The sequence below is a fragment of the Tessaracoccus pujii genome (assembly GCF_054483895.1).
Genome location: NZ_CM137012.1, coordinates 307,657 through 332,838 on the forward strand (window position 1 = coordinate 307,657; position 25,182 = coordinate 332,838).

Sequence of the window (25,182 nt, forward strand, 5' to 3'; positions counted from 1 at the left end):
CGGTTCAGGTGCGTCATCGCCCAAAATCACAGCCCGATGGTGACCCGCTAGCATGGCGCCCATGCACCAGCTCGTCGTCACGCTCGACTGCCCAGACCGGCCCGGCATCGTGCACGCGATCACGGGCGGCATCGTCGCGGCTCACGGCAACATCACGGAGCTGCAGCAGTTCTCCTCACCGGACACGGGCCACTTCTTCACCCGGATCGAGGTGCACGGCGCGGACCCGGAGGCGCTCACCGCCGCCGTCTCGTCCGCGGCCGCGGATCTGGGCGCGCGGTTCCGCGTCGACGACGCCGCCAGGCCCGTGCGAACCCTGATCCTGGCGTCCAAGGCGGGGCACGTGGTCAACGACCTGTTGTTCCGGTGGCGCGCGGGGGACCTCCCCATCGAGGTGGTGGGGATCATGGCCAACCACGACGTCCTGGCGCCCATGGCCGAGTTCTTCGGCGTCCCGTTCACGCACAGGGCCGTCACCGCGGAGACGAAACCGCAGTTCGAGCAGGAGGTGCGCCGCCTCGTCGAGGAGGAAGGCGTCGAGCTGGTCGTCCTGGCGCGCTACATGCAGATCCTGAGCCCGGAGCTGTGCACATTCCTTGCGGGCCGGGCGGTCAACATCCACCACTCGTTCCTGCCGGGCTTCAAGGGCGCCAACCCGTACCGGCAGGCGCACACCCGCGGGGTGAAGCTGATCGGTGCCACCGCCCACTTCGTCACCGGAGACCTCGACGAGGGACCCATCATCGAGCAGAACGTGGTGCGCGTGGACCACACCATGGATGTGGCCAAGCTGGTGCGCAAGGGCCAGGCCCAGGAGTCGCAGACCCTGGCCGAGGCGGTGCGGCTCGTCGCCGAGCACCGCGTCCTGGCCGACGGTGACCGCACCGTCATCTTCCGCTGACCGAGGAGCCCAGCCGCGTGCTGACCGACATATCCCTGATCGCCCTCTTCATCATCATCGGGGGCACGTTCGCGGCGGCCGAGATGGCCCTGATCACCCTGCGCGAGAGCCAGGTCAGGCAGTTGGCCGGCAAGGGAAAGCGCGGCCGCGCCATCGAGCGGCTGACGGGCAACCCCAACCGGTTCCTCTCGGCGGTCCAGATCGGTGTCACACTGTCGGGCTTCCTGTCGGCCGCGTTCGGTGGCGCGACCATCGCAGACGCCCTCGCCGTGACCTTCGTCCGGTGGGGTGTGGCCGGGTCGGTGGCCGGCACCCTGTCGCTGGTCCTGGTGACAGTGGTGATCTCCTACTTCTCCATCGTGGTGGGCGAGTTGACCGCCAAACGGCTCGCGATGCAGCGCGCCGAGACGTTCGCCCTCGCCCTGGCGCCCTTGGTGTCCGGGATCGCCACGCTGACCCGCCCCATCATCTGGTTCCTCGGCCTCTCCACCAACGCCCTCGTGCGCATACTGGGTGGCGACCCCAAGCTGTCGCGCGATGCTGTCACCGACGAGGAGATCCGCGCCATGGTGGTGAGCTCGGCCACGCTCGGCAAGGAGGAGCGCCGCATCGTGGACGAGGTCTTCGACGCGGGCGAGCGCTCGTTGCGGGAGGTGATGGTGCCCCGTACCGAGGTGGACTTCCTTCCGGGAGACATGCCCATCGCGCTGGCCTACCGGGAGGTCCGCGGGGCCCCCCACTCCCGCTACCCCGTCACGGACGGCTCACCGGACCGCATCGTCGGGTTCATCCACGTGCGTGACCTCATGGACATCGAGGACACCGCCCGCGACAGCGACGTCGCCACCATCGCCCGCGAGGTTCTGTTCCTCCCGGACACCGTCAAGATCCTCCGCGCGCTCACCGCCATGCGCAGCGCCAGGTCGCACCTGGCCATCGTGCGCGACGAGTACGGCGGCACCGCCGGCATCGTGACGCTCGAGGACCTCATGGAGGAGCTGATCGGGGACATCACGGACGAATACGACGTCCCCGCCGACCCCTCCCTGCGCCAGATCGACGAGATGGACGGTCTCACCACCATCGAGGAGTTCGCGGAGCTCACGGGGTTCGTGATCCCCGAGGGCCCCTACGACACCGTGGCGGGCTTCTTCATGGCGACCCTCGGGGAGCTGCCCAAGCTGGGAGACACCGCCTCGTTCGTCCTGCCTCCGGATCACGGCCACGACGGGCCTCCGGGCAGTTTCGTCCTCGAAGCCACCCAGATGGACGGCCGCCGGGCCGCCTGGTTCGCCCTCAGGCGCGATCCGCTCCCGGACCAGGGGACCGATGCCTGACGACGGGCTGCGGCTCCTCACCGGCCCCCGCGTCGAACCCCTTCTCCGCGCCGCCGTCGAGCATCAGGGCGGCGAACTGCTCACCTGGACCCTCGAGCACGTCGACGCGGCCCCCGAGCACTCCACGACGGCCACGTACCTGGCCACCGTCCGGTGGCCCCACGGGGACCGGACCGAACTCCTCGGGGTCAGCGCCCGCACCGGAGACCTCCTGCCCTCAGACGCCCGGGCCGAGATCTTCGACGACGGACACCGCCGCGTCGCGGTGTGGGTGTATCCGCAGGACCCCGACCTCCTGGGACTTCCGCGCGCAGCCTTCCCCGACAGCATGGCCGAGACCCTCAACGACGGCGGCGTGCTCGCTGGGCCTGTGCGCCCCGATCAGCTCACCCTCACCATGGTGGGCTACCGGCCCCGCCGTCGCGCTGTGGTCAAGGTGGTGGTCTCCGATCCCCGGGAGGTGTTCTACGTCAAGGTGCTGCGGGAGCGGGTCTTCGCCGACATCCACGCCAAGCACGTGATGCTGCGCCGCGCCGGCGTACCCGCGCCGGAGGTGGCGCTGGCCACCGCGGACCACCTCCTCGTCCTCCGTGAACTCCCGGGCACCGCCCTCGCGCGGGCCCTGTTCGAGCCCGGCGATCCATGCACGCCGGAGGAACTCGTCGCGCTCCTGGATGCCATGCCCGCCTCCGTGGCCACGCTGGAGCGCCGTCCCCCCTGGGCGGAGGCCGTGGCGCACTACTCCGCCATGGTGACGGCCACCCTGCCAGAGCTCGAGGAGGAACTCAGCGGGCTGACGTCTCGGATCGCGAGTGGACTCGCAGCGTTCCCGCTCGGCGACGAGCCCACGCACGGCGACTTCCATGAGGGTCAGTTGCGGGTGGCCGACGGCCGCGTCGTGGGCATCCTCGACGTCGACACCATCGGGCCCGGCCGCCGCGCAGACGACCTGGCGTGCCTCATCGGCCACCTGTCCACCATCCAGCGCATGACGGCGCCGCAGGAGGCCAAGGTGCGCGACCTGCTGGCGCGGTGGGTGCCGGTCTTCGATCGACGGGTGGACCCCGTCGAGTTGAGGCTCCGCGCGGCGGCGGTGGTCATCTCCCTGGCCACAGGGCCGTACCGGAGCCAGGAGGTGGACTGGCGGCAGCAGACGGTGGCCATGGTGCGCTCCGCAGGGGCGCTGGTGCGTCAGGTCGCACCGGACTGACCCTTCCCCATTGTTGCGTCTTTATAACGATCAAGTTATTGGTTCGTGGCAGCCCATACGCGGGCTGTAGGGTCGATTTCTGCCTACCCATCATCCGTCAAGGAGGATCCTTCGTGAAGAAGCCCCTGTTGAGCCTCGTGGCGCTGTCCGCGGCGTCGGCTCTCGCTCTGGCCGGCTGCGCCCAGCCGCCGAGCGCCACCACCCAGACCGCTGAGGCCACCGACACCGCTTCGGCATCGGCCAGCGCTTCGGAGTCCGCGGCCTCCTCGGCCCCGGCCGAGAACGCCGATTTCACCGCGTGCATGGTCTCCGACGCGGGTGGTTTCGATGACAAGTCCTTCAACGAGACCGCGTACAACGGCATGATGCGCGCCAAGGATGAGCTCGGCATCCAGACCAAGCAGATCGAGTCGAACGCCGAGGCCGAGTACGCCGGCAACGTGCAGTCGATGATCGACGCCAACTGCAACGTCATCGTCACCGTGGGCTTCGCGCTCGCCAACGCCACCGAGGCCGCGGCCAAGCAGAATCCCGATGTGGACTTCGCCATCGTGGACAACTCGTCCTTCGAGGGCGTGGACAACGCCAAGGGCCTCATCTTCAACACCGCCCAGCCCGCCTTCATGGCCGGCTACCTCGCAGCCGGCATGACCGAGACCGGCACCGTCGGCACCTTCGGTGGCGCCAAGTACCCCACCGTGAGCATCTTCATGGACGGCTTCGCGCAGGGGATCTCCTACTACAACGAGCAGAAGGGCGGAGACGTCACGCTGATCGGCTGGGACGAGGCCAAGCAGGACGGCCAGTTCGTCGGCGGCAACAACCCGTTCGGTGACATCCCGGGCGGCAAGAACACCGCCAGCACCCTGATCGCACAGGGCGCCGACATCATCCTGCCCGTCGCCGGCCCGGCCGGCCTCGGCGCGCTGCAGGCCGCCAAGGAGTCCGCTGGCAAGGTCAACGCCATCTGGGTGGACACCGACGGCTACGAGTCCGCCGCCGAGTTCGGCCCGCAGATCATGACCTCCGTCGAGAAGGGCATGGACGTGGCGGTTTTCGAGGCCATCAAGGCATCCATGGAGGGCACCTTCTCCTCGGATCCCTACGTGGGCACCCTCGAGAACGACGGCGTCTCGCTGGCCCCGTTCCACGACTTCGAGTCCAAGATCTCGGACGAGTTGAAGGCGGAGCTCGAGGCCATCAAGGCCGACATCATCAGCGGCGCGATCACCATCACCTCGCCGAGCCAGCCCAAGTGATTCTGGGCGGCTAGCCGAGCGGTACTGCGGGAGGGGCGCTTCGGCGCCCCTCCCGTCGGTTTCGCAGGTGTCCACACCCCACCCGCTACGCTTTCTGTCACGCCGATGGAGGCGAAGGAGGAGCAGTCAGTGACGACTACCACGCAGCAGGCCCCGGTGCTGTCCCTGCACGGGATCACCAAGCGGTTCGGCTCACTCACCGCCAACGACGCCATCAGCATCGATGCGGTACCGGGACGGATCCACTGCCTGCTGGGCGAGAACGGCGCAGGCAAGTCCACGCTGATGAACATCCTGTTCGGGCTGCTCCAACCCGACGAGGGTGAGATCCGGCTCGGCGACACCCAGCTCAGACTGACCAATCCCAAGCAGGCCATGGCCGCGGGCATCGGCATGGTCCACCAGCACTTCATGCTCATCCCCGTGTTCAGCGTCGCTGAGAACATGGTGCTCGGGCACGAGCCGGGCCGGGCCGGCCTGTTGGACATCGCGGCGGCTCGCGACCTCGTCCGCGAGCTCAGCACCCGCTACAACCTCGACGTCGACCCCGACGCGCTCGTGGAGGACCTCCCCGTCGGCATCCAACAGCGGGTTGAGATCCTCAAGGCGCTCGCCAACGACGCCGCCTATCTCATCTTCGACGAGCCCACCGCTGTCCTCACCCCCCAGGAGATCACCGAGCTGATGGCCGTCATGCGCACCTTGCGCGACGAGGGCCGCGCCATCATCTTCATCACCCACAAGCTGCGCGAAGTCCTCGAGGTGGCAGACGACATCACGGTGATCCGCCGCGGCAGGGTGGTGGGTCGGGCAGAGCCCGGCACTTCCGAGGCCGAGTTGGCCTCGATGATGGTGGGCCGGGCCGTCGATCTCACCGTGCACAAGAAGGCGGCGGAGCCCGGGGCCGAGCGCCTGATCATCGAGGACCTGACCGTGGCCAGCCCGTCGGGGGCGGTCGCCGTCGACGGCCTGTCCCTCACGGTGCGGGGCGGGGAGATCGTGTGCATCGCCGGGGTCCAGGGCAACGGGCAGACCGAGCTCGTGGAGACCCTCCTGGGCACGATGAGGCCGCTCTCCGGGCGCGTCACGCTCGACGGCGTGGACATCACGCACAGCAAACCCGCGGACACCATCAAGGCGGGCCTCGGCTATGTGCCGGAGGACCGGCACCGTCACGGGTTCGTCGGCGAGTTCTCCATCGCGCAGAACCTGGTCCTCAACAACCTCGACGCCCACTCGAAATTCGGCGCACTGGACCTCAAGAAGATCACGGCGAACGCGCACGCCCGGATCAAGGAGTTCGACATCCGGGGAGGCGGCGGCCACGAGCAGGAGGTCAGGTCCCTCTCCGGCGGAAACCAGCAGAAGGTGGTCCTGGCGCGCGAACTGTCGCGGCCCCTGACGCTGCTGATCGCCAGCCAGCCCACGCGCGGCGTCGACGTCGGTGCCATCGAGTTCCTGCACAGCCGGATCGTCGAGGAGCGGGATCGGGGGACAGCGGTGCTGATCGTCTCCACAGAGTTGGACGAGGTCGAATCCCTGGCGGACCGGATCGCCGTGATGTACCGCGGCCGGATCGTCGGCGTCGTCACGCCGGACACCCCCCGTGACGTGCTGGGACTCATGATGGCCGGCATCCCGCACGACGAAGCCGTCGCCACCATCGAGGGAGCCCGAGCATGACCGAAGTCCAGCCCGCCAGGAGGCGTCCCGAGTGGGTGTCGACGCTGATGATCACCCTGGCCTCGCTGGTCCTGGCCTTCCTGGTCAGCTCCGTCGTGATGGTGTTCACGGACGTCGAGATCGCCGCGACATGGGCTTACTTCTTCGCCTCGCCGGGAGACGCGCTGTCGGCCAGCTGGGACAAGGTGGCCTCCACGCTGCACGCCATGTGGATCGGTTCCATGGGCTCCTGGGTGGCCATCACCAACACCACGGCCGAAGCCGCCCCCCTGATCTGCGCAGGCCTCGGCGTCGCCGTCGCGTTCCGCGCCGGCCTGTTCAACATCGGGGCCCAGGGGCAGGCCATGGTCGCGGCCCTCACCGGAGCCTTCGTCGGATTCACGGTCAAGGGTCTACCCCTGGCGATCCACCTTCCCTTCGTCATCGTCGTCGGCCTGTTGGCGGGCGCGGTGTGGGGAGGGATCGTCGGCCTTCTGAAGGCGCGCACCGGCGCCCACGAGGTGATCGTGACCATCATGATGAACTACGTCGCGGTGAACCTGCTGGCGTTCTTCATGCTGCAGAAGGCCTTCCAGGCGCCCGGGCGGGCGGATCCCATCTCCCCGGTACTCGCATGGACGGCCACCATGCCCCGGATCGACGGCACCCGCCTCCACGTGGGCTTCCTCCTGGCACTGATCGCCGCCATTGCGGTCTGGTGGCTGCTGGAGCGGACGAAGTTCGGCATCCACCTCAAGGCGGTCGGGCTCAATCCCCATGCCGCGGCCACCGCCGGCGCCAGCGTCTCCACCGTGACCGTCCTGACCATGGGCCTGGCCGGCGGGCTCGCGGGCCTCGCGGGCGTTCTGGTGGTCACGGCGCCTGAGCTCCTCACCGGCTTCCCGCCCCAGATGACGGGCACCATCATCGGCACCCTCGGGTTCGACGCCATCACCGTCGCGCTGCTCGGCCGGTCCCGCCCACTCGGCGTGGTGCTCGCCGGCCTGCTGTTCGGCGCCCTGAAGGCGTCGCGGCGCACCATGGTGACGATGGCGGACACCCCCGACAGGCTCACCGACCTCATCCAGGCGTTGATCGTCCTGTTCGTGGCCGCCCCCGCGTTCGTCGTGTGGCTCCTGCCGTTCCTCAGGGAGCGCAAGGTCAAGCACGAATCCGTCCCGACCGTAAAGGTGGCTCACCCGTGAGCGTCGACATCATTCCCACGACGGTGGAGAGGGTCATCGTCGAGTCCCCTGAGAAGCGCGCCCAGCGGATCTCCACCGGCGTGCTCATCACGGTCGTCGGCGTCCTCCTGCTGTGGATGGCGCTCACGGTGGACAAGTCCGGCCGGATCGCCCTCTCGGACGCCTTCGCAGACGTCAAGCTGCCAACCCTCGAGTTGCCGGGCACCGCGACGGTCCTGTTGTGCGCTCTGCTCGTGCTCGGCGCAGGCATCGGCTTCATCTCCGGGCGGCTCAGCCACAGGATCCGCACGGTGGCCGGAGCGCTGGCCGGTGCGGGTGTCCTGGTGGGGTTCATCGTGTGGGCCGCGGCCAGCTCGACCCTGCCGTTCACGCTCACCAGCCAGCTGAACCTGACGCTGGAGTACGCAACGCCGCTGCTCTTCGGTGTGCTGAGCGGGGTGCTCGCCGAGCGCGCGGGCGTCGTCAACATCGCGATCGAGGGAATGTTCCTCACGGCCGCGTTCTCGGCCTCGCTGACGTTCTCGATCACGCAGTCGTTCGTGGCGGCGCTCTTCGCCGCGGCACTCGCCGGCACGCTGATGGCCGGCGTGTTGGCGCTCTTCACCCTCCGATATCTCGTGGACCACGTCATCATCGGCGTGGTGATCAACCTGCTGGCCGCCGGCCTTACCGGATTCATCTACCAGCAGCTCGTCGTCAAGGACATGGCCGCCTTCAGCACAGTGCAGCCCATGCAGATGCTGCGCATCCCAGGCCTCGAATCCATCCCGTTCCTCGGCCCCATCCTGTTCACCCAGAAGCCCTTGACCTACCTCGGTCTGCTGGCCGTGCCCGTGGTGTGGTTCCTGCTGTTCCGCACCATCTGGGGGCTTCGTGTGCGCTCCGTGGGCGAGCATCCGCACGCGGCGGACACCGTCGGCATCAATGTCTTGTGGACCAAGACCTCCGCGGTGCTGCTCGGCGGCCTGTTCGCGGGTCTCGGCGGCGCCTACTTCACGATCGGGTCCGTGGGCGCCTTCCAGGACAACAACCCCACCGCGGGCAACGGCTTCATCGCGCTGGCCGCGGTCATCATGGGGCGATGGAATCCCGTGCTCGCCGCCTTGATGGCGCTGTTCTTCGGCTTCGCCAGAGCGCTCGCGCAGACGACGAAGCTGATGCAGCTGCCCATCCCGAGCGACTTCATCGAAATGCTGCCGTACCTGGCCACCATCATCGCGGTGGCGGGGCTGGTGGGTCGCGTCCGGGCCCCGGCGGCAGACGGTGCGCACTTCGTGAAGACCCACTGATGCCGGTGGACTGGGAGGCGCTGCGCGCCGTGGCCATCGACGTCGCGGGCAGGGCGTACGCGCCGTACTCGCGCTATCGCGTCGGCGCGGCCGCTCTGGTGGACGACGGTCGCGTGGTCAGCGGCTGCAACGTCGAGAACGCGGCCTACGGCGTGACGCTCTGCGCGGAATGCGGCCTGATCTCGGACCTGGTTGCCGGCGGGGGAGGTCGCCTGCTGGCGTTCACCTGCGTCAACGGCGTCGGGGACGTGATCACACCGTGCGGCCGCTGCAGGCAGTTGTTGTACGAGCACGGCGGTCGCGGCCTGGTGATGGAGACGCCCGCTGGCGTCCTCACACTGGCCGACATGCTGCCCCAGGCCTTCGGCCCGGAGGATCTCGACGCCGTCGCGTCGCCGCCATCCTGACTCGACGCTCCGCGTCGCCGTCGCCTCCCTGGCTTGTCGCCGTCGCCCTACGTGAGCGCATGACAAGGGGTCTGTGGGACCGGGTAGCGTGTGCGCCATGCTCGCCATCGACCAACTGCGCCCGCTGCCCAAGGTGGCGCTCCACGATCACCTCGACGGTGGGCTCCGTCCCGAGACCGTGATCGAGCACTGCGCGGCCAATGGACACGAGCTTCCCGCTGCGGAGCCCGACACGCTGCGTCAGTGGTTCTTCGACGCCGCTGATTCCGGGTCACTGGTGCGCTACCTCGAGACCTTCGAGCACACCGTGGCCGCGATGCAGACACCCGAGCAGCTGTCCAGGGTGGCGCACGAATTCGTCGTCGACCAGGCTGCGGACGGAGTGGTCTACGCCGAGGCGCGCTACGCACCGCGGCAGCACCAGCAGCAGGGGCTGTCCCTGGAGGACGTCGTCGAGGCGGTCAGGGATGGGCTTGCCTCAGGGATGGCGGTGGCCTCGGGCGCCGGTCGGCCCATCGTGGCGCGTCAGATGCTCACGTCCATGCGACACACCGAACCCTCCACCGACGTCGCGGACGTGGCGCTGGCCTACCGCGACGACTCGGTCTGCGGCTTCGACATCGCCGGCGCCGAGGACGGCTTCCCACCGTCGAGGTTCGCAGAGGCGTTCCGTCACCTCAAGCAGCACAACATGTTCTTCACCATCCACGCCGGTGAGGCGTACGGGCTCCCGTCCATCTGGGAGGCCGTCCAGGTCTGTGGCGCGGCGCGGCTGGGGCACGGCGTGCGCATCGTGGAGGACATCGAGGTGACCGACGACGGCGCCCGCCTCGGCCGGCTCGCAGCCTATGTGCGCGACGCCCGGATCGCCCTGGAGGTGTCGCCGTCGTCGAACCTGCAGACCGGCATCGCGACGACGCTCGCCCAGCACCCCGTCGACCTCCTGCACCGCCTCGACTTCAATCTCACCGTCAACTGCGACAACCGGCTCATGAGCGCCACCACGATGTCGCGGGAGTTCGCGTTGCTCAGCGACACCTTCGGCTGGACCTTGCACGACGTCGAACGCGTCACCGTCAACGCCATGCGCGCCGCGTTCCTTCCGCACGATGAGCGGGAGCGGATCGTGACCGAGGTCATCGCCCCGGCCTACGCCGCTGCCCGGTGATCGTCGAGGTGCCGGCAGGCGCGGCCCGGGTGAGCCTGCGCCGCGTGAGCGAGGGGGCGGTGGGCGACGTCGTGGGGCACCTTCTTGCCGCCAACGACCAGTGGCTGGTGCTCCTGCCGGAGGACCGTCCCGCGGTGTGGGTTTCGCGGGCGGAAGCAGAGTCGATCCGCACCGTGCCCGAGCGCACGGTGCTGCCGGTGTCGCGTCCCGACGATGTGGAGCGCGCACTCCAGCGAATGCGCCCCGCCGCCAGGCGTGCCCGTCTGGGCGGGTGGTGGCTCACCGACGCGGTGACGCTCGCGATCGGTGACCCGGGTATGCCACTCGATGAGGCCCTGGCGGCCGTGGAGGGCTGGTCGGGCGCGCCTGCCCGCGTCCGCTGTGTCGCGGACGGCCCCGTCGCCGCCTTCGCGGAGATGGACCTGCGGGTGCGCCACACGACCGTCGTCCTCACCGCCGACGCGGACCCTGCCGGGAGGCCCGGCGCGGTGCCGCTGACCCGTGGTTGGGCGCTGGACATCGACTCCACCGACGTGGAGGCGCTCGCCGCCGCCGTCGCGGCGGGATTCACGCAGAGGTACCGGACCGTCACGATGACCCGGCCCTGACCCGGATCCATCGGACGGTGGATGCCCCGCGCGCGACGACCACCGCACCCTCCAGGCAGGATCGAACCATGCTGAATCGACTCTTCACCTCGGCCGCCGCCTGGACGGCCCTCGGAATGGGCTCCGGCCTCTACTGGCGCGAGATGACCAGGTTCACGGACTTCACCGGAGACACCCAGCTGTCCACCGCCCACACGCACGCTCTCGCGTTGGGCACGCTCATGCTGCTCGTCATCCTCGCGCTGGCCAGGGCGTTCTCTCTCCCGGAGAAGCCCACGATGCTGGCGACGCTCCTCTGGAACGTCGGACTGGGGCTCACCTTCGGGGCCATGGTCGTCAAGGGGACCCTGCAGGTGCTGGAGATCCCGATCGCCACCTCGCCGATGTGGGCCGGCATCGGCGGCCTCGGCCACATGGTCATCACGGGCACCTTCGTCTACCTGTTCGTCATCCTGCGCCGAGCCCTCGTCGCCGCACCCGTCCCCGCTACCGTGGGGGCGTGACGACGAGCGAACACCCGCCGACGTGGTCGGCCTCCTGGTGGCTCCGGCTGGGCCAGGCCGTGCTCTTCGCCGGACTCCTCGCCGTGGCCACCGTCCTCGCGCTGGCTGACGGAGCCTCATGGCCGCTCCTGGTCGTCGACGCGGCGGTGCTGGTGGTCTTCGTCGTCGGGCTCGCCCTTCATCCGAGTCTCGGGCCAACCGGCCGCGCGGTCTGGGTGGGTCTTCTCTTCCTCGGCACGGTGTGGCTGATGTGGCTGTCGCCGGACTTCCTCTGGGTGGTCTTCCCACTCTGGATGCTCGCCGGTGCCGTCCTGCCCATCCTCGCGGCGCTGCTCCTCACGGCCGTGACGCTCGCGGTGATCATCACCGTGCTCAGCATGGGCGGCGCCCAGACCGTGGGCGCCGTCCGCGGCCCGATGGTGGGAGCGCTGGTGGCGCTCGGGCTGGCGCGTGGCACGCTCCTCTTCGAGCACGAGGCCTCGGAGCATCGGCGGCTGCTGGCCGAGGTCCTGCGTGCGGAGGACGAGACCGCCCGCGTGCAGCGAGAAGCCGGCGTGCTCGCGGAGCGGCAGCGCCTCGCCCACGACATCCACGACACCCTGGCGCAGGGCTTCTCCTCCATCATCCTGCTGGCACGCGCCGCCCAACGGGAGGCCCACCCGGCGTCGGCGGCGCGGCTCCTCGAGCAGATCGAGAGCACGGCCGCCGACAATCTCGCCGAGTCCCGTCGCGTCGTGTTGGCGCTGGCCCCGGACGAGCCCGGGGCCGGAGGGCTGGCCGCCCCGCTCAACCGGCTGACGGCCGAGGTGGCCGAGGCGCTGGGTGCGGACTGGGCGGTCACCGTCGATCCGGATCTTCCGCGCCTCGCCACTCCCGTCGAGGTGGCGCTCCTGCGCGGGGCCCAGGGGGCGTTGGCGAACGTGCGGACGCACTCCCGCGCCGGACGGATCGGCGTGGAACTGGCCCGGGCCGGTGACGAGGTGCACCTGGACATCGTCGATGACGGTGTGGGTTTCGATCCCGCGCTCCCGGTCGTCGCGGGACCGGACGGCGGTTACGGCCTGCGTGCCCTCCGGGAGCGCTTCACGCGGCTCGGCGGCGGCGTCGACGTCGAGAGCGAGCCCGGTGGGGGTACCGCCGTGTCCCTGAGGCTTCCGCTGTGATCCGGATCCTGATCGTCGACGACCACCCCGTGGTGCGTTCCGGGCTCGAGGCGCTGTTGGGGGGCGCCGCGGGTATCGATGTGGTGGGGGCGGCCGCCTCGGGCGAGGAGGCACTCACCATGGTGGTGGAGACCGCGCCGGACGTGGTGCTGTGCGATCTGCGGCTCGGCCCCGGCCTCGACGGCGTGGGCGTCACGACTGCGCTCCGCTCGCGCCAGGGCGGCCCGGCTGTGCTCATCCTCACCACCTACGACAACGATTCCGACATCGCGCGTGCCGTGCTCGCCGGTGCCGCGGGCTACCTGCTCAAGGATGCGGAGCCCGAGGAGATCATCCGGGGCATCGGTGATGCGGCGCAGGGACGGCTCGTGCTCTCGAGCGACCTCGAAGGCCGCGTGGTGGACCGCATGGCCCAGGGGGTGCCCACGCTCAGCGCACGGGAACTCGACGTGCTCCGGTTGGTTGCCGAAGGCGTGACGAACCGGGGGATCGCCAAGGGCCTGTTCATCTCAGAGGGAACGGTCAAGACCCACCTGGTGCACGCGTTCGCGAAGCTGGGGGCCGAGTCGCGCACCGCCGCGGTCGCGGCCGCGCGCCGGCATGGCCTGCTGCACTGAGGTCAGGCTCCCACGTCGTGCAGGTGGTGCACGAGGTCGTGGGCGAAGTACCTGCCGAGCGAGAGCGTGGTGAACCGCGACCCATTGCTGCGCAGCCCGGTCCACTCCCACTCCGCCCCCTGGGGCTCGGCCCACGCCTTGGCGGCGGCCTGGGCGCGCTCGGCTATGAGGATGCGGGTGGCGTTGGCGTCAGAGAGCCAGTACTCCTCCTCCGCGGCGGCCGCGTCCTGATCCCAGTCCGCGAACTCAGCGCCCGCGCCGTCGCTGTCGAGGATGAGGTGGAGGCGCGCCGTCATCACCTCGAACACGTCGGCCACATGCCGGCCGTACTCGATCACCGACCACGTGGTGGGTTCCGGCCGTGCCTCGGCACCTCGTCGATCTACGGCCTTCTGGAAGCGGGCCGAGGCATCGAGGATCAGGGACGGCAGGTTCTGCGGCGTCACCGTCGTCGCGTCGAACCCGCACTCGGGGCACGGCCGCTCGGTGACCCAGGTCCAGTCCTTGGTGTCCGGAACGGGGGGCTGGGGCGGGATCGGCGACTCGCTCATCGTCCGAGCCTAACCGATCCCGCCCCAGTGCTCGGCTCAGCGGCGGCCCGGCTCGTCGTCCGGCACGGCGCGCGTCACGGACAGCTCGGCCAGGGACACCCAGCGGTCGGCGGGGTTGCCGTAGGTGCTGAGCACACGCAGCCGCACGACCCCTGCCCGTCCGGTCAGCGGGATGACCTGGACGTCGGCGGAGTCCGGAAGGACACCCTCGGCCACCCTGACCAGCGAGTCGACGTCCGAGCCGGCGTGGACCTCGTAGCCGCGGATCCGCCCGTTGGTGCCCGCCTGGCGCGGCAGGAGGGCCAGAGACGCCAGATCCACGGGGTCGCCGCCGACCGCCAGGTCGACATCGAGCGGCAGCGACACGGTGCCGGACCACGGGGTGTGCCACAGCGTGGCCGGGTCGCCGTCGAGCATCCGTCCAGCCTCTTCGCCTTGCTGCGCCTGCACGTCCCCGAGCAGCGTGAGGCTCACCGGTTGGGAGGCGTTCTCGTGGGGCCGCAGCCGGAGCTCCGGCGCGATGCTCCCCGAGGCGGTGCGGTCACCGTCGGTGACCGTCGCCGTGATCCGGTGCGACGCCGGGTCCGCGGTCGCTGGTACCACCATCGACACCTCGACGTCGGCGGACTCGCCTGCCGGCAGGTCCACGGTTGCGGGGGAGACCGCCTTCAGCTCCCAGCCCGTCGGGAGGTGCGGCTCGACGCCGAGCCCGGCGAGGTCGCGGTCCCCGACGTTGGTGAGGGTGTAGGTGAGCGACGTCGTGCCGCGGTGCACCACCGGATCGGCGCCGTTGCCGAGCGTCACGGGCAGTGCGCCGATCCAGTCGAGTGAGATCTGCATGTAGCGCATGGCGTAGCCCGCGCCCTCGTAGAACAGCCCGTAGGTCCCGGGGGCGCTGAGCGGCGTCAGCGTGGAATAGGACATGGCGCCCGGTTCGAACACCTTCGACGCCGACCACGTCTGCCCGTCGTCGAAGGACAGCCGCACGGTGCCGTTCACGCGGCCGGCCGTGCTGGCGGCGTTGGAGAACAGCAGCATCCGCGACCTCGCAGACCCGGCGGGTGCGTCCGGGAAGGCCCGGATGATCGAGGCGTTGTTTCGGGGGTCGATGAGGGTGTGGTCCACGGCCATGTCGCCGTAGGTGACGCCGCCGTCGGCAGAGATCGCGACCTTGCGCGCGAGCGTGGAGTCCGAGGACCGCGAGTTGAGCATCACGTCCCCGTTCGACAGCTCCACCACCTTGTTCTCGTCCATGCCGGAGCCGACGGGGACGCCGGCCCGCCAGGTCAGGCCGTGGTCGTCGGAGTAGACGCTCACCGCTCGCATGACACCGCCGTCGCGCACGGTGTACTGCTGGATCAGGCGGCCGGAATGCGGCCCGTACCGCAGTTGGATGCCTTCGCCGGACGCGGCGAAACGGCTCGTCCAGTCGGGTTCGTCGGTGATGTCGGCCGTGATGACCGCCGGCTCGCTCCAGGTGAGGCCGTTGTCCGTGGACCGCACGACCGCGGCGTGCAGGACGTTACGGTCGTCCGGATCCGTGCCGGCCCGGGACCCGCCCCAGCCCTGGTCGTAGGACTTGACGAAGAAGTTGAAGATGGTGCCGGTCTCCCGGTCGACGACATAGGACGGGTCCGAGTAGCCGTACTTCGGCGCGGCCGTGCGGCCCCCGGCGATGACCGTCAGTGGTCCCCAGGTGGCGCCACCGTCGGTGGAGATGCGCTGCACGATGCTGTTGGCCTGGGGGGCGTCCCCGCATCCGCCGGGGCGGCCGTCCCAGGAGGCCAGCAGCCATCCGTTCGGAGCCTCGGTCAGGGCAGGGATCCGGTGGCACGTGAAGCCGAACGATCCGGCCACTGCCAGGGTCGTCGCGACGCCCTCCCGGAACTCGGGGGCCCCGGGCGCTGTCGTCACCGCGTCGCCCGTGACGACGATGCCGTCCTGCAGGATGACCGTTCCCGCGCGGTCGGCCGTCGCCTGCCAGAGGGTCGTGGGGGTGAAGGAGCCGGCGGCCACATCGTCGGCTGTGACCAGGTGCCATCCTGAGGTGCACGTGGCCGACTGCCCGGGCCGGAGGTCCGCCCACCGGCAGGCGCCGCCGGCGGGGCTCACGGCGACTCCGTCGATGCTGGAGCTCCGCGGGAAGGCCGTGATGGCGACCGGGCCGGTGTTGGTGTACGTGAAGCTGTAGGTCAGGAGCTGGCCCTCGTACACGGGGGCGCCCAGGGTGTCGGTGCGGCTCATCGTCACGGAGAGGTACGCGCCGGGCGTCGGATCGGCGTCGGTGACCGCGATGGCCTTGGTGTGGACGATGCGGCCGGTGGTGCCACCGGTGGCAGGGTCGGTGGTGGTCCAGACGGTCGTGATGTCGGCGCGTCCGGCCGCCGCGTCGTCGGCCGTGACCGTGTAGCTGGGCCGTGGATCGACGGTGCAGTTGTACTTCCCCGTCAGCTGTCCGGGGAGGTTGCGCCAGCTGCACCGCGACGCGTCGGCGACGGTCTCGGAGGTGACGACCACGTTCTGGGTGGCGTCGATCTTCGACTCGAAGCGGTACTGCAGTGAGATGACGTCCCCGGCCGCGTAGGTGGCCCTCGGGCTGATGAGGTCGAGCAGAACTCGACCGGTGGGGCCCTCCGCGACGACGCGCTGGGCCGGGTCCGTGACAGGAGTGGGCTCCTGAGCGCGTGCGGTGGGCATCGTGATGCCGACGAGGGCGAGCACCGCGACCAGCGCGAGCAGCAGAGGATGAGTGGATCTGGACAAGGACATATCTGGACTCCTGGTGGCAACGGCAGTGTTTCCACGACCCATCTCACTGAGAGATTGGATGTCTGACAACCGTTCGGGCAATGGACGTGAGCGATTCGACTAGGCTCGGGCGCGTGATTGTCGCCGCCGCGGATGGCTCCGCCCTGTCGAACCCCGGACCGGCGGGGTGGGCGTGGTACGTCAGCGACGACATCTGGGCGGCCGGCGGTTGGGACCACGGCACCAACAACATGGGCGAGCTCATGGCGGTGCTGGACCTGCTGCGTTCGACGGCGCACCTGGATGAGCCGCTGAGAATCCTGTGCGACTCCCAATACGTCATCAACTCGTTGACGAAGTGGTTGCCGGGATGGAAGCGCAAGGGCTGGAAGAAGGGTGACGGCAAGCCCGTCCTCAACGTCGAGCTCATGAAGGAACTCGATCTGGCCCTCCAGGGAAGATCGGTCCAGTTCGAGTGGGTGAAGGGCCACGCCGGCCACGCCATGAACGAGGCGGCAGACGTTCGGGCCAGGGCCGCGGCCACCGCCTTCCAGCGAGGTGAGCCCGTCGACGCGGGCCCGGGCTTCCCGGCGACGGCACGCCCGGCCGGCCGCAGTGACTTCTCCGTGGGACAGAAGGAGCCGGAGCCGGACCTGTTCTCCCTGGACGCGGAGGCACCCGGTGCGCCCAGGCCAGTGCCGGGTTCCGCCCCGCCGCGCACCAAGGCCGCGCTCATCAGACTCACCCGCGCCGCCGTCGCCGATCCCCCTGCCGCCCCCCTCCACCACGAGTTCGTCGCGCACACCGTCGACGGGACCGTGTCCGCGCGAGCGCCGTGGCCGCCCGGCGACAGCCTCGACCTCCTCGGCGTCGACACCCTGGGCGCAGGGGCCGGGCTGACCCGCTGGCAGGCAGACGGCATCCTGTACGCCGCGCTCTGGTTGGAGCTCCCGGTGGGCTGGCGCCTGCGATTCGCCCAGGCGAGCGGGGTGTCGCCGCGCCGATAGGATGGCGCGCATGAGTCACGTTCTTGCCGCCGTCGCCTGGCCCTACGCCAACGGCCCCCGTCACATCGGACACGTCTCGGGCTTCGGTGTCCCCTCGGATGTGTTCGCACGGTACATGCGGATGGCCGGCCACGACGTGCTCATGGTCTCCGGTTCGGACGAGCACGGCACCGCCATCCAGGTGAAGGCTGACGCCGAAGGTCTCACCCCGCGACAGACGGCCGACAAGTACCACCGGCAGATCGTCGAGGATCTGCAGGGACTCGGCCTGTCCTACGACCTGTACACCCGCACCACGACCCCCAACCACTACCGGGTGGTGCAGGAACTGTTCACCGCTCTGCACGACAACGGCTACGTGACGGCCAAGACGCAGATGGGCGCCATCTCGCCGTCGACCGGACGCACCCTGCCGGACCGGTTCATCGAGGGCACCTGCCCGTTGTGCGGCTACGACAACGCCCGCGGCGACCAGTGCGACCAGTGCGGCAACCAGCTCGACCCCGCGGACCTGATCAACCCGAAGTCGAAGATGAACGGCGAGACGCCGCAGTTCGTCGAGACGGAGCACTTCTTCTTGGACCTGCCCGCCCTGGCGCCGATGTTGGGTCAGTGGATCGACAGCCGTGAGGACTGGCGCCCCAACGTGCTGAAGTTCTCCCACAACCTGCTCGCCGAGATCCGGCCGCGGGCCATCACCCGCGACCTCGACTGGGGCGTCCCCGTGCCGCTCGACGGCTGGCGCGACGCGCCCATGAAGCGGATCTACGTGTGGTTCGACGCCGTCATCGGCTACCTCTCCGCGTCCGTGGAGTGGGCCAGGCGCACCGGGGACCCGGATGCGTGGCGCGCCTTCTGGAACTCACCCGCGGCACGCTCCTACTACTTCATGGGCAAGGACAACATCGTCTTCCACTCCGTGATCTGGCCGGGCATCCTGCTGGGCGCCAACGGTCAGGGCGTGCACGGCGGCACGATCCGCGACACTCTGGGGGAGCTGCAGCTACCCACGGAGGTGGTGAGCTCGGAGTTCATGACCATGAAGGGATCGAAGGTGTCCAGCTCGCGGGGCGCCTCGATCTTCGTCGGCGACTTCCTGGCCGAGTTCGGCCCGGATGCGCTGCGGTACTACATCGCGGTGGCGGGCCCGGAGAACCAGGACACGGACTTCACCTGGGACGAGTTCGTGCGGCGGATCAACTTCGAACTGGCCAACGAGTGGGGCAACCTGGTCAACCGGTCACTGTCCATGGCGCACAAGAACGTCGGGGCCATCCCGGCGGCGGGCGAGCTGACAGAGGCGGATCACGCACTTCTCAGCGGGTCGGCTGCCGCCTTCGAGGTGGTGGGGGAGCACATCGCCGCTCGCCGCTTCAAGGCCGGCATCACGGAGGCCATGCGGATCGTGGGGCTGGCCAACAAGTACCTCTCGGACCAGGAGCCCTGGAAGCTCAAGGAGGACGTGGCCCGCCGCGACACCGTCCTCCACGTCGCGCTCCAGGTGGTCTCGGACTGCAACACGCTCCTGACGCCCTACCTTCCGCACTCGGCGCAGAAGGTGTTCGAGGCGCTCGGCGGCGAGGGGGTGTGGGCGGCGCAGCCGCAGATCGTCGACGTGACGGAGGAGGATCTCACCTATCCCACGCTGCAGGGCGAGTACGGCGCTCAACAGGCCGTCTGGGAGTCTCGTCCGATCGTGGCGGGAACGCCCCTGGCCAAGCCGTCGCCGCTGTTCACCAAGCTGGACGAGGCGCTCGGCTCCACCGGGCCGAGCTGGGCGCCGATCGCAGGCTGATCCTCACCAGGAGCCGCCGCCACCGCCGCCGAAGCCGCCGCCACCGCTGAACCCCGAGAACCCGCTCGAGCCGCCGGTGGACTGGCTCATGCCGTCCATCCGGGCGGCCTGCATGGCGTCCGACATCGAGTGGGTGAGATTGTTCATGGCGCTGGCGAAGTAGTAGCCGTGCATGAGGTCCGCGCCCACGTACCAGCCGGTGTTGGCCTGATAGAGCCCCTGCGCGCCGAGATCCGCGAACAGCTTGGACCAGCGCTCGGCCACGCCGAAGACCATGGCGTAGGGAAGATACTTGCTGAAGATGTCCTCGCCCTCCTCGAACTGCAGCGTGTCCGCCTCGGCCGTGCGGAGGTACAGCTCGAAGCCCTTGGCCTGCGCCAGGTAGGCGGATCCGGTGGCCGTTCGCTTGCGGAACTTGCCCGACATCACGATCAGACCCAGGCCGAACACGGCAAGCGGGATGCCGATGAGACCCCAACCGACGCTGGCCGCGACGAAGGTGACCAGCAGCCCACCGCCGATCATGAGGGCGCCCAGGACGATCGGGACCATCTGCGCCGTCGTTGGGTTGCCCTTGAACCAGCCCTTGCGCACGACGGAGGCGTAGAGGCCGTTGCGGGCCTCAGGCAGCACCTGGGCGAACTTGGCCTTACTCAGCTCTTTCGAGGTGCGCACGCTGCGTCCCTGGAACAGGTCGCGCAGCAGCTTGTCCTCGAACGGCTCCAGCGGGCCGGGAGGGCCGTTGAGCGCTTCGAGTGTGAAGTCCCTCTTCGACTGCGAGTGGATCCGCAGGTACCCGCGCACGGCCAGGTCCACGATGGTGGCGGATACGTCGACGTTGTCCGCCGTCGTATCCATCAGCGTGCCGATCTCGCCGGGCGTCGCCCCCTTGGGTGGGTGGAACTGCACCGTGACCGGGAACTTTCCACTGCTCTGCCCGATCCGCTCCTCCTGCCCCGACAGGGGGGTGAGGCCCGGTGTGAGGCCCAGGTAGACGTCATCACGGGCGTGGCGACGACGCACAGCGATGAGCCCCGCCACGGCGGCGACGAGGCCGGCGCCGGTCACCGCGCCGGTGCCGGGCGTGAGCTCGAACGCGTTGTCCACGGTGACGCGGCGCGCCTTCTCCTGCACCACACCTGGGAAGGTCCCTGCGGGGAAACCGGCCACGACCTGCATCGAGGTCCGGGGGGGCAGCGCGTCCAGGGCGAACGTGGCCGTGTTCCCCGACTGGTCGGCTTCGCAGGGTGTGGTGACGCTCGGGCCGTAGAAGCACGCGACGTCCGCCAGGTCCGCCGGCCCGGTCACGTCGACGGTGATGTTGGAGAATCGGGACTGCCAGGCGGGGCCGATGACGTCCCAGTTGAACTCGTCCAGCCCGCTCTCCGGGTGGTCCGTGGCGATGAGGCCCGTCACGTCGTAGGAGACTCTGTAGTCCTCCGGAGTCGAGTTCCAGATGTTCTCATTGCCGACGCGAAGGCTCAGCATGTCGTTGGAGTTCTCGACGAACACCTCGGTGTTGGCGCCCGTGTCCGAGCTGACCTGGATGCCGGAGTAGTCGAACACGTAGTTCTCGTCCGGGTTGGCGCCGTCCTCCTGCAGCGTGGGCAGCAGGATGTACGGCCCGCGCGCCCGCAGGACGGAGAAGTCCATGGTGAAATCGATGGTGACGCTCGCCACCCCCTCCTCGGCGAGCTGCACATCCACGTCGTAGCGGGTGATGGGGGCCGATTCCTCGGCCGCCGCCGGCATCACCCCAAGCCAGGCGGCCCCGAGGGCCAACAGTAGTGCGAGAAGACCGGAGCGCAGCTTCGTCATACGTCAACTGTATCCATGACACCGAGCGCCGCCGCCATCTCCCTCCGCAGCTCGGCCAGGCGCCCCGCCGCGACCGTGCGCGCAGCCGCGACGTCGGCGGACTCCTCGGGGTCGAGGCGCACTTCCAGGTAGCACTTCAGCTTGGGCTCGGTGCCCGAGGGCCGCGCGACGACGTGCACCCGGTCACCGGTCAGCTCGACGGCGTCGGTGGGGGGCAGTGCCTCCGATCCCTCCGCGAGATCGGTCACCGCGACAGGTGAGCCGAGCAACGTCGCGGGCGGGTTTGCCCGCAGCCGCGCCATGGCGTCGGTGATGAGGGAGAGGTCCGCCACCCGCACGGCCAGCTGCGACGTCGCGGTGAGGCCGTACCGGCGCGCGATGTCGTCCAGCAGGTCCGCCAGCGTCCGGCCGGCGGCCTTGAGGTCCGCGACGATCCGCAGCACCGTGACGGCGGCCGTGATGCCGTCCTTGTCCGGCACCGTCCCGGAGTCCACGCAGTAGCCGATGGCCTCCTCGTAGCCGAAGGCCAGGTCCGGCACGCGTCCGATCCACTTGAAGCCCGTCAGGGTGGTCACATGGGCTCTGCCGGCCGCCTTCGCCATGCGCGCCAGCAGCGTCGAGGACACCACCGAGTTGGCGAACGTGCCGGGCACCCCGCCCGCGATGGCGTCGTGGCCGAGGACGGCGCCCAGCTCGTCGCCGGTGAGCATCCGCCACCCACCGTCGACGACGGCGGCCACCGCGCAGCGGTCCGCATCCGGATCGTTGGCGATCACCACGTCCGCGCCCTCGGACGCTGCGAGCTCCAGCGCCAGGTCGATGGCGCCCTCCTCCTCCGGGTTCGGGAACGCGACCGTGGGGAAGTCCGCGTTGGGCTCGGACTGCTGCGTCACCTCGACGGGGGCGGGTAAACCCGCTGCCTCGGCGACGCGGCGCATGGTCTTGGCCCCGACGCCGTGCAGGGCGGTGTGCACCCACACCAGGTCCCGCGGGGACCCGGCCGGGTAGAGCGCGGCCGCGCGTTCCACGTACGCATCGAGCAGCTCTGCGGTCACGTCGCGGCGGGCATCCGAGCGGGGAAGGGTGGCCCACCCTCCTGCTGCGACGGCAGCGATCTCCGCCGCGATCCCGGCGTCCGCCGGTGGCACGATCTGGGAGCCGTCGCCGAGGTAGACCTTGTAGCCATTGTCCGCGGGCGGGTTGTGGGAGGCGGTGACCACCACCCCGGCGACGCAGCCGAAGTGCTGGATGCCGAAAGCGACCACCGGCGTGGGGATGGGCTCACCGGTCCACATCACCTCGAACCCCGCGCCGGCGAAAACCTCCGCGGTATCCAGCGCGAATTCTTCCGACTTGTGCCGGGCGTCGTGGCCGACGACGACCCGCCCGCCGCTGTGACCGTTGGCGGCGAGCCACGCTGCGAAGCCGGCGGCGGCCTGCGTCACCACCACCCGGTTCATCCGGGCGGGCCCGGGGCCGATGGGGCCGCGGAGACCCGCCGTGCCGAACTCGAGCGGGCCGGCGAAGGCGGCGGCCAGGTCCGCGAGAGCGGCGGCGCGGATGGCGTCGTCGTTGGCCTGGGCGCGCACCACCACCTCGTCGAGCTCAGCGGCCGTCTCAGGGTCCGGGTCCGCGTCGCGCCATGCCTGCGCGATCGTCAACAGCTCGCTCATCACAGCTCCCCGACGATGCCTGAGAGCAGGCGGGCGAGCCGGGGGCCCGCGTCGCGCCCCGCCTGAAGCACCTCCGAGTGATCGAGTGCCGACCCGCTGAGGCCGGCGGCCGCGTTGGTGACCAGGGACAGCCCCAGCACCTCCATGCCCGACTCGCGGGCGGCGATGGTCTCCAGCGTGGTTGACATGCCCACGAGATCTCCGCCGAGCACCCCGGCCATCCGGACCTCCGCCGGGGTCTCGTACTGTGGACCGCTGAACTGCACGTAGACGCCCTCCGGCAGGGCCGGCTCGACGCGCCGGGCCAGATCCCGCAGGCGCCTGGAGTAGGCCTCGGTCATGTCGATGAACGTCGCACCGCGCAGTGGCGTGGCGCCGGTGAGGTTGATGTGGTCCGCGATGAGCACGACGGTGCCCGGCACCCAGGCGGGGTTGAGCCCCCCGCACCCGTTGGTGAGCACCAGCGTCGGGGCGCCCCAGGCCGCCGACGTGCGGATGCCGTGGACCACCGGGTCCACCCCGCGGCCCTCGTAGAGGTGGGTGCGCCCGGTGAACGTGGCGGCCACCTTTCCCGACGACGTGCGCGACAACAGCAGCTGACCCCCGTGGCCGCTGACCACGGGCCTGCTGAAGCCGGGGACCGCGGCAAGCTCGATGCTGCCCAGGGGCTCGCCCAGCTGGTCGGCTCCCGAGGACCACCCGGAACCCAGCACCAGTGCCAGGTCGATGCGGTCCAGGTCGAATCGGGAGCGGAGGAAGTCTGCGGCCTCGGCCGCCAGGTCGAAGGGTTCACTCACCCGGTCCAGCATAGGCGAGCGCCGTTCGGGCCAGCGGCGCTATGGGAAGATGGGGCCGTGACCAAGGTAGTGATCATCGGCGGAGGCCCAGGCGGCTACGAGGCGGCCCTCGTGGGCAATCAGCTCGGCGGGGAGGTCACCCTCATCGAGCGGGACGGGCTCGGGGGAGCCGCCGTCCTCAGCGACTGCGTGCCCTCGAAGACCCTCATCGCCACCGCCGAGATCATGGTGCGCATCGAGAGCGCCCGGCAGCTGGGGCTCCACATCGCCGCCCCCGACGTCAAGGACATCGTCCGGGTGGACCTGGGTGAGGTCAACGAGCGCGTGTTGAAGCTCGCCCGGGCCCAGTCGGCCGACATCGCGCAGCGCCTGCGGCAGGACGGGGTCCATCTCGTCAGCGGCACCGCGCGCCTGGACGGGCCCACCCGCGTCGTCGCCTCCACCGAGTCCGGGGAGCAGGTCTTCGACGCCGACGTCGTGCTCATGGCCACCGGCACCACCCCCCGGGAGCTGCCGGATGCGCAGTGCGACGGGGAGCGGATCCTCAACTGGAAGCAGGTCTACAACCTCACCGAGGTGCCGGAGCGGCTCATCGTCGTGGGTTCCGGCGTCACGGGGGCCGAGTTCGCCTCCGCCTATGACGGCCTCGGCTGCGACGTGGTCCTGGTGTCCTCCCGCAGGCAGGTGCTGCCCGGGCAGGACCAGGACGCGGCTGCAGTGCTGCAACGCGCGTTCGAGCGCCGCGGCATGGAGATCATGAGCGAGTGTCGCGCCTACGCGGCCCGGCGCGACGGTGACGACGTGGTGGTATCGCTCGAGGACGGCCGGGAGGTGCGCGGTTCCCACTGCCTGATGGCGGTGGGGGCCATCCCGAACTCCGCCGGGCTCGGGCTGGAGGAGGCGGGCGTCGCGATGACGCCGTCGGGCCACATCTCGGTGGATCGGGTCTCGCGCACCAGCGTGCGCAACATCTACGCGGCCGGTGATGTGACCGGTGTGTTCGCGCTGGCCTCCGTGGCCGCGATGCAGGGCCGCATCGCCATGTGGCACGCACTGGGCGACGCGGTGACGCCGCTGGACCTTCGGCGCGTGTCGTCGAACGTGTTCACCACCCCGGAGATCGCCACGGTGGGCATCACCCAGGAGCAGGCGGACTCCGGCGAGGTGCGGGTCGCGTCGGTGCTGCTGCCGCTCGCCTCCAACGCGCGCTCCAAGATGCAGGGCTTCACCGACGGTTTCGTCAAGCTGTTCTGCCTGCCCACGACGGGCATCATCATCGGCGGCGTCGTGGTGGCCCCCCGCGCGTCGGAGCTGATCCACGCGGTGTCGATCGCGGTGGCGCAGAAGGTGACCGTGGAGGACTTCAGCCAGGCCTTCACGGTCTACCCGTCGATGTCCGGGTCCATCGCGGAGGCCGCACGCCGCCTGCACAGCCGCGACGGCGCGCTCCTCACGAACTAGTCG

At 69.9% G+C, this 25,182-nt stretch carries 20 protein-coding genes and 1 pseudogene; 16 read left to right on the top strand and 5 right to left on the bottom strand.

Going from position 1 to position 25,182, the window contains the following annotated elements:
* Positions 1–52: 52 nt before the first annotated feature.
* The 13 genes and pseudogenes from purU to ACX1D0_RS01490 all read left to right on the top strand — a co-directional run bounded on the left by purU (position 53) and on the right by ACX1D0_RS01490 (position 13,329).
* Positions 53–901: a formyltetrahydrofolate deformylase gene (purU, locus tag ACX1D0_RS01430; protein ID WP_459019135.1), complete on the top strand. Its 849-nt coding sequence runs from the start codon at positions 53–55 to the stop codon at positions 899–901.
* Positions 898–2,288, top strand: a pseudogene (locus ACX1D0_RS01435) (CNNM domain-containing protein); the annotation flags it as partial. The gene purU and the pseudogene ACX1D0_RS01435, both read left to right, overlap by 4 nt.
* Positions 2,231–3,448 carry a phosphotransferase gene (locus ACX1D0_RS01440; RefSeq protein WP_459019136.1) on the top strand — a complete coding sequence of 406 codons (1,218 nt, stop codon included), beginning with the start codon at positions 2,231–2,233 and terminating at the stop codon, positions 3,446–3,448. The pseudogene ACX1D0_RS01435 and the gene ACX1D0_RS01440, both read left to right, overlap by 58 nt.
* 113 nt (positions 3,449–3,561) lie before the next feature.
* A complete protein-coding gene (locus ACX1D0_RS01445; RefSeq protein WP_459019137.1) occupies positions 3,562–4,707 on the top strand; it encodes a BMP family lipoprotein in 1,146 nt (381 codons plus the stop codon).
* Positions 4,708–4,836: 129 nt separating this feature from the next.
* The gene (locus tag ACX1D0_RS01450; RefSeq protein ID WP_459019138.1) at positions 4,837–6,390 is read left to right on the top strand and encodes an ABC transporter ATP-binding protein; all 1,554 of its coding nucleotides are present in this window, start codon (positions 4,837–4,839) and stop codon (positions 6,388–6,390) included.
* Positions 6,387–7,574, top strand: coding sequence for an ABC transporter permease (locus tag ACX1D0_RS01455; protein ID WP_459019139.1), 1,188 nt, complete (start codon positions 6,387–6,389; stop codon positions 7,572–7,574). Before ACX1D0_RS01450 ends, ACX1D0_RS01455 begins: the two co-directional genes overlap by 4 nt.
* The gene (locus tag ACX1D0_RS01460) at positions 7,571–8,863 is read left to right on the top strand and encodes an ABC transporter permease (RefSeq protein ID WP_459019140.1); all 1,293 of its coding nucleotides are present in this window, start codon (positions 7,571–7,573) and stop codon (positions 8,861–8,863) included. Before ACX1D0_RS01455 ends, ACX1D0_RS01460 begins: the two co-directional genes overlap by 4 nt.
* Positions 8,863–9,270 (top strand): cytidine deaminase, encoded by a 408-nt coding sequence (locus tag ACX1D0_RS01465; protein ID WP_459019141.1) that lies wholly within the window; start codon positions 8,863–8,865, stop codon positions 9,268–9,270. Before ACX1D0_RS01460 ends, ACX1D0_RS01465 begins: the two co-directional genes overlap by 1 nt.
* 97 nt (positions 9,271–9,367) lie before the next feature.
* Positions 9,368–10,438 carry an adenosine deaminase gene (locus ACX1D0_RS01470; protein WP_459019142.1) on the top strand — a complete coding sequence of 357 codons (1,071 nt, stop codon included), beginning with the start codon at positions 9,368–9,370 and terminating at the stop codon, positions 10,436–10,438.
* The gene (locus ACX1D0_RS01475; protein WP_459019143.1) at positions 10,435–11,046 is read left to right on the top strand and encodes a hypothetical protein; all 612 of its coding nucleotides are present in this window, start codon (positions 10,435–10,437) and stop codon (positions 11,044–11,046) included. The genes ACX1D0_RS01470 and ACX1D0_RS01475 overlap by 4 nt, the downstream gene beginning before the upstream one ends.
* Positions 11,047–11,114: 68 nt before the next feature.
* A complete protein-coding gene (locus ACX1D0_RS01480) occupies positions 11,115–11,549 on the top strand; it encodes a DUF2871 domain-containing protein (RefSeq protein ID WP_459019144.1) in 435 nt (144 codons plus the stop codon).
* Positions 11,546–12,712 (top strand): sensor histidine kinase, encoded by a 1,167-nt coding sequence (locus ACX1D0_RS01485; RefSeq protein WP_459019145.1) that lies wholly within the window; start codon positions 11,546–11,548, stop codon positions 12,710–12,712. Before ACX1D0_RS01480 ends, ACX1D0_RS01485 begins: the two co-directional genes overlap by 4 nt.
* Entirely contained in the window at positions 12,709–13,329 is a 621-nt protein-coding gene (locus ACX1D0_RS01490; RefSeq protein WP_459019146.1) for a response regulator, read from the top strand. Before ACX1D0_RS01485 ends, ACX1D0_RS01490 begins: the two co-directional genes overlap by 4 nt.
* Positions 13,330–13,331: 2 nt before the next feature.
* Here the strand turns inward: ACX1D0_RS01490 and ACX1D0_RS01495 are convergent, their stop codons facing one another.
* Together ACX1D0_RS01495 and ACX1D0_RS01500 are read right to left on the bottom strand one after the other, a co-directional pair.
* Entirely contained in the window at positions 13,332–13,880 is a 549-nt protein-coding gene (locus tag ACX1D0_RS01495; protein ID WP_459019147.1) for a DinB family protein, read from the bottom strand.
* A 36-nt stretch (positions 13,881–13,916) separates the two neighbouring features.
* Entirely contained in the window at positions 13,917–16,649 is a 2,733-nt protein-coding gene (locus ACX1D0_RS01500) for an exo-alpha-sialidase (RefSeq protein ID WP_459019148.1), read from the bottom strand.
* A 113-nt stretch (positions 16,650–16,762) separates the two neighbouring features.
* On the opposite strand from ACX1D0_RS01500, the gene ACX1D0_RS01505 reads away from it, so the two are divergent.
* Both ACX1D0_RS01505 and metG read left to right on the top strand, forming a co-directional pair.
* The gene (locus ACX1D0_RS01505; RefSeq protein WP_459019149.1) at positions 16,763–17,635 is read left to right on the top strand and encodes a ribonuclease H family protein; all 873 of its coding nucleotides are present in this window, start codon (positions 16,763–16,765) and stop codon (positions 17,633–17,635) included.
* A gap of 10 nt (positions 17,636–17,645) precedes the next feature.
* On the top strand, positions 17,646–19,430 hold the full coding sequence (metG, locus tag ACX1D0_RS01510; RefSeq protein ID WP_459019150.1) for a methionine--tRNA ligase: 1,785 nt from the start codon (positions 17,646–17,648) through the stop codon (positions 19,428–19,430).
* Between the two features lie 3 nt (positions 19,431–19,433).
* On the opposite strand, the gene ACX1D0_RS01515 is transcribed toward metG, so the two are convergent.
* Genes ACX1D0_RS01515 through ACX1D0_RS01525 form a run of 3 tightly spaced genes read right to left on the bottom strand, consistent with a single transcriptional unit; the run spans position 19,434 to position 23,730 of the window.
* On the bottom strand, positions 19,434–21,248 hold the full coding sequence (locus ACX1D0_RS01515; RefSeq protein ID WP_459019151.1) for a DUF2207 domain-containing protein: 1,815 nt from the start codon (positions 21,246–21,248) through the stop codon (positions 19,434–19,436).
* Positions 21,245–22,921: a phospho-sugar mutase gene (locus ACX1D0_RS01520; RefSeq protein ID WP_459019152.1), complete on the bottom strand. Its 1,677-nt coding sequence runs from the start codon at positions 22,919–22,921 to the stop codon at positions 21,245–21,247. Before ACX1D0_RS01520 ends, ACX1D0_RS01515 begins: the two co-directional genes overlap by 4 nt.
* Entirely contained in the window at positions 22,921–23,730 is an 810-nt protein-coding gene (locus ACX1D0_RS01525) for a purine-nucleoside phosphorylase (protein WP_459019153.1), read from the bottom strand. The genes ACX1D0_RS01520 and ACX1D0_RS01525 overlap by 1 nt, the downstream gene beginning before the upstream one ends.
* A 45-nt stretch (positions 23,731–23,775) precedes the next feature.
* Between ACX1D0_RS01525 and ACX1D0_RS01530 the strand changes: the two genes are divergently transcribed.
* Positions 23,776–25,179 carry an NAD(P)H-quinone dehydrogenase gene (locus tag ACX1D0_RS01530; RefSeq protein ID WP_459019154.1) on the top strand — a complete coding sequence of 468 codons (1,404 nt, stop codon included), beginning with the start codon at positions 23,776–23,778 and terminating at the stop codon, positions 25,177–25,179.
* Positions 25,180–25,182: the final 3 nt, after the last annotated feature.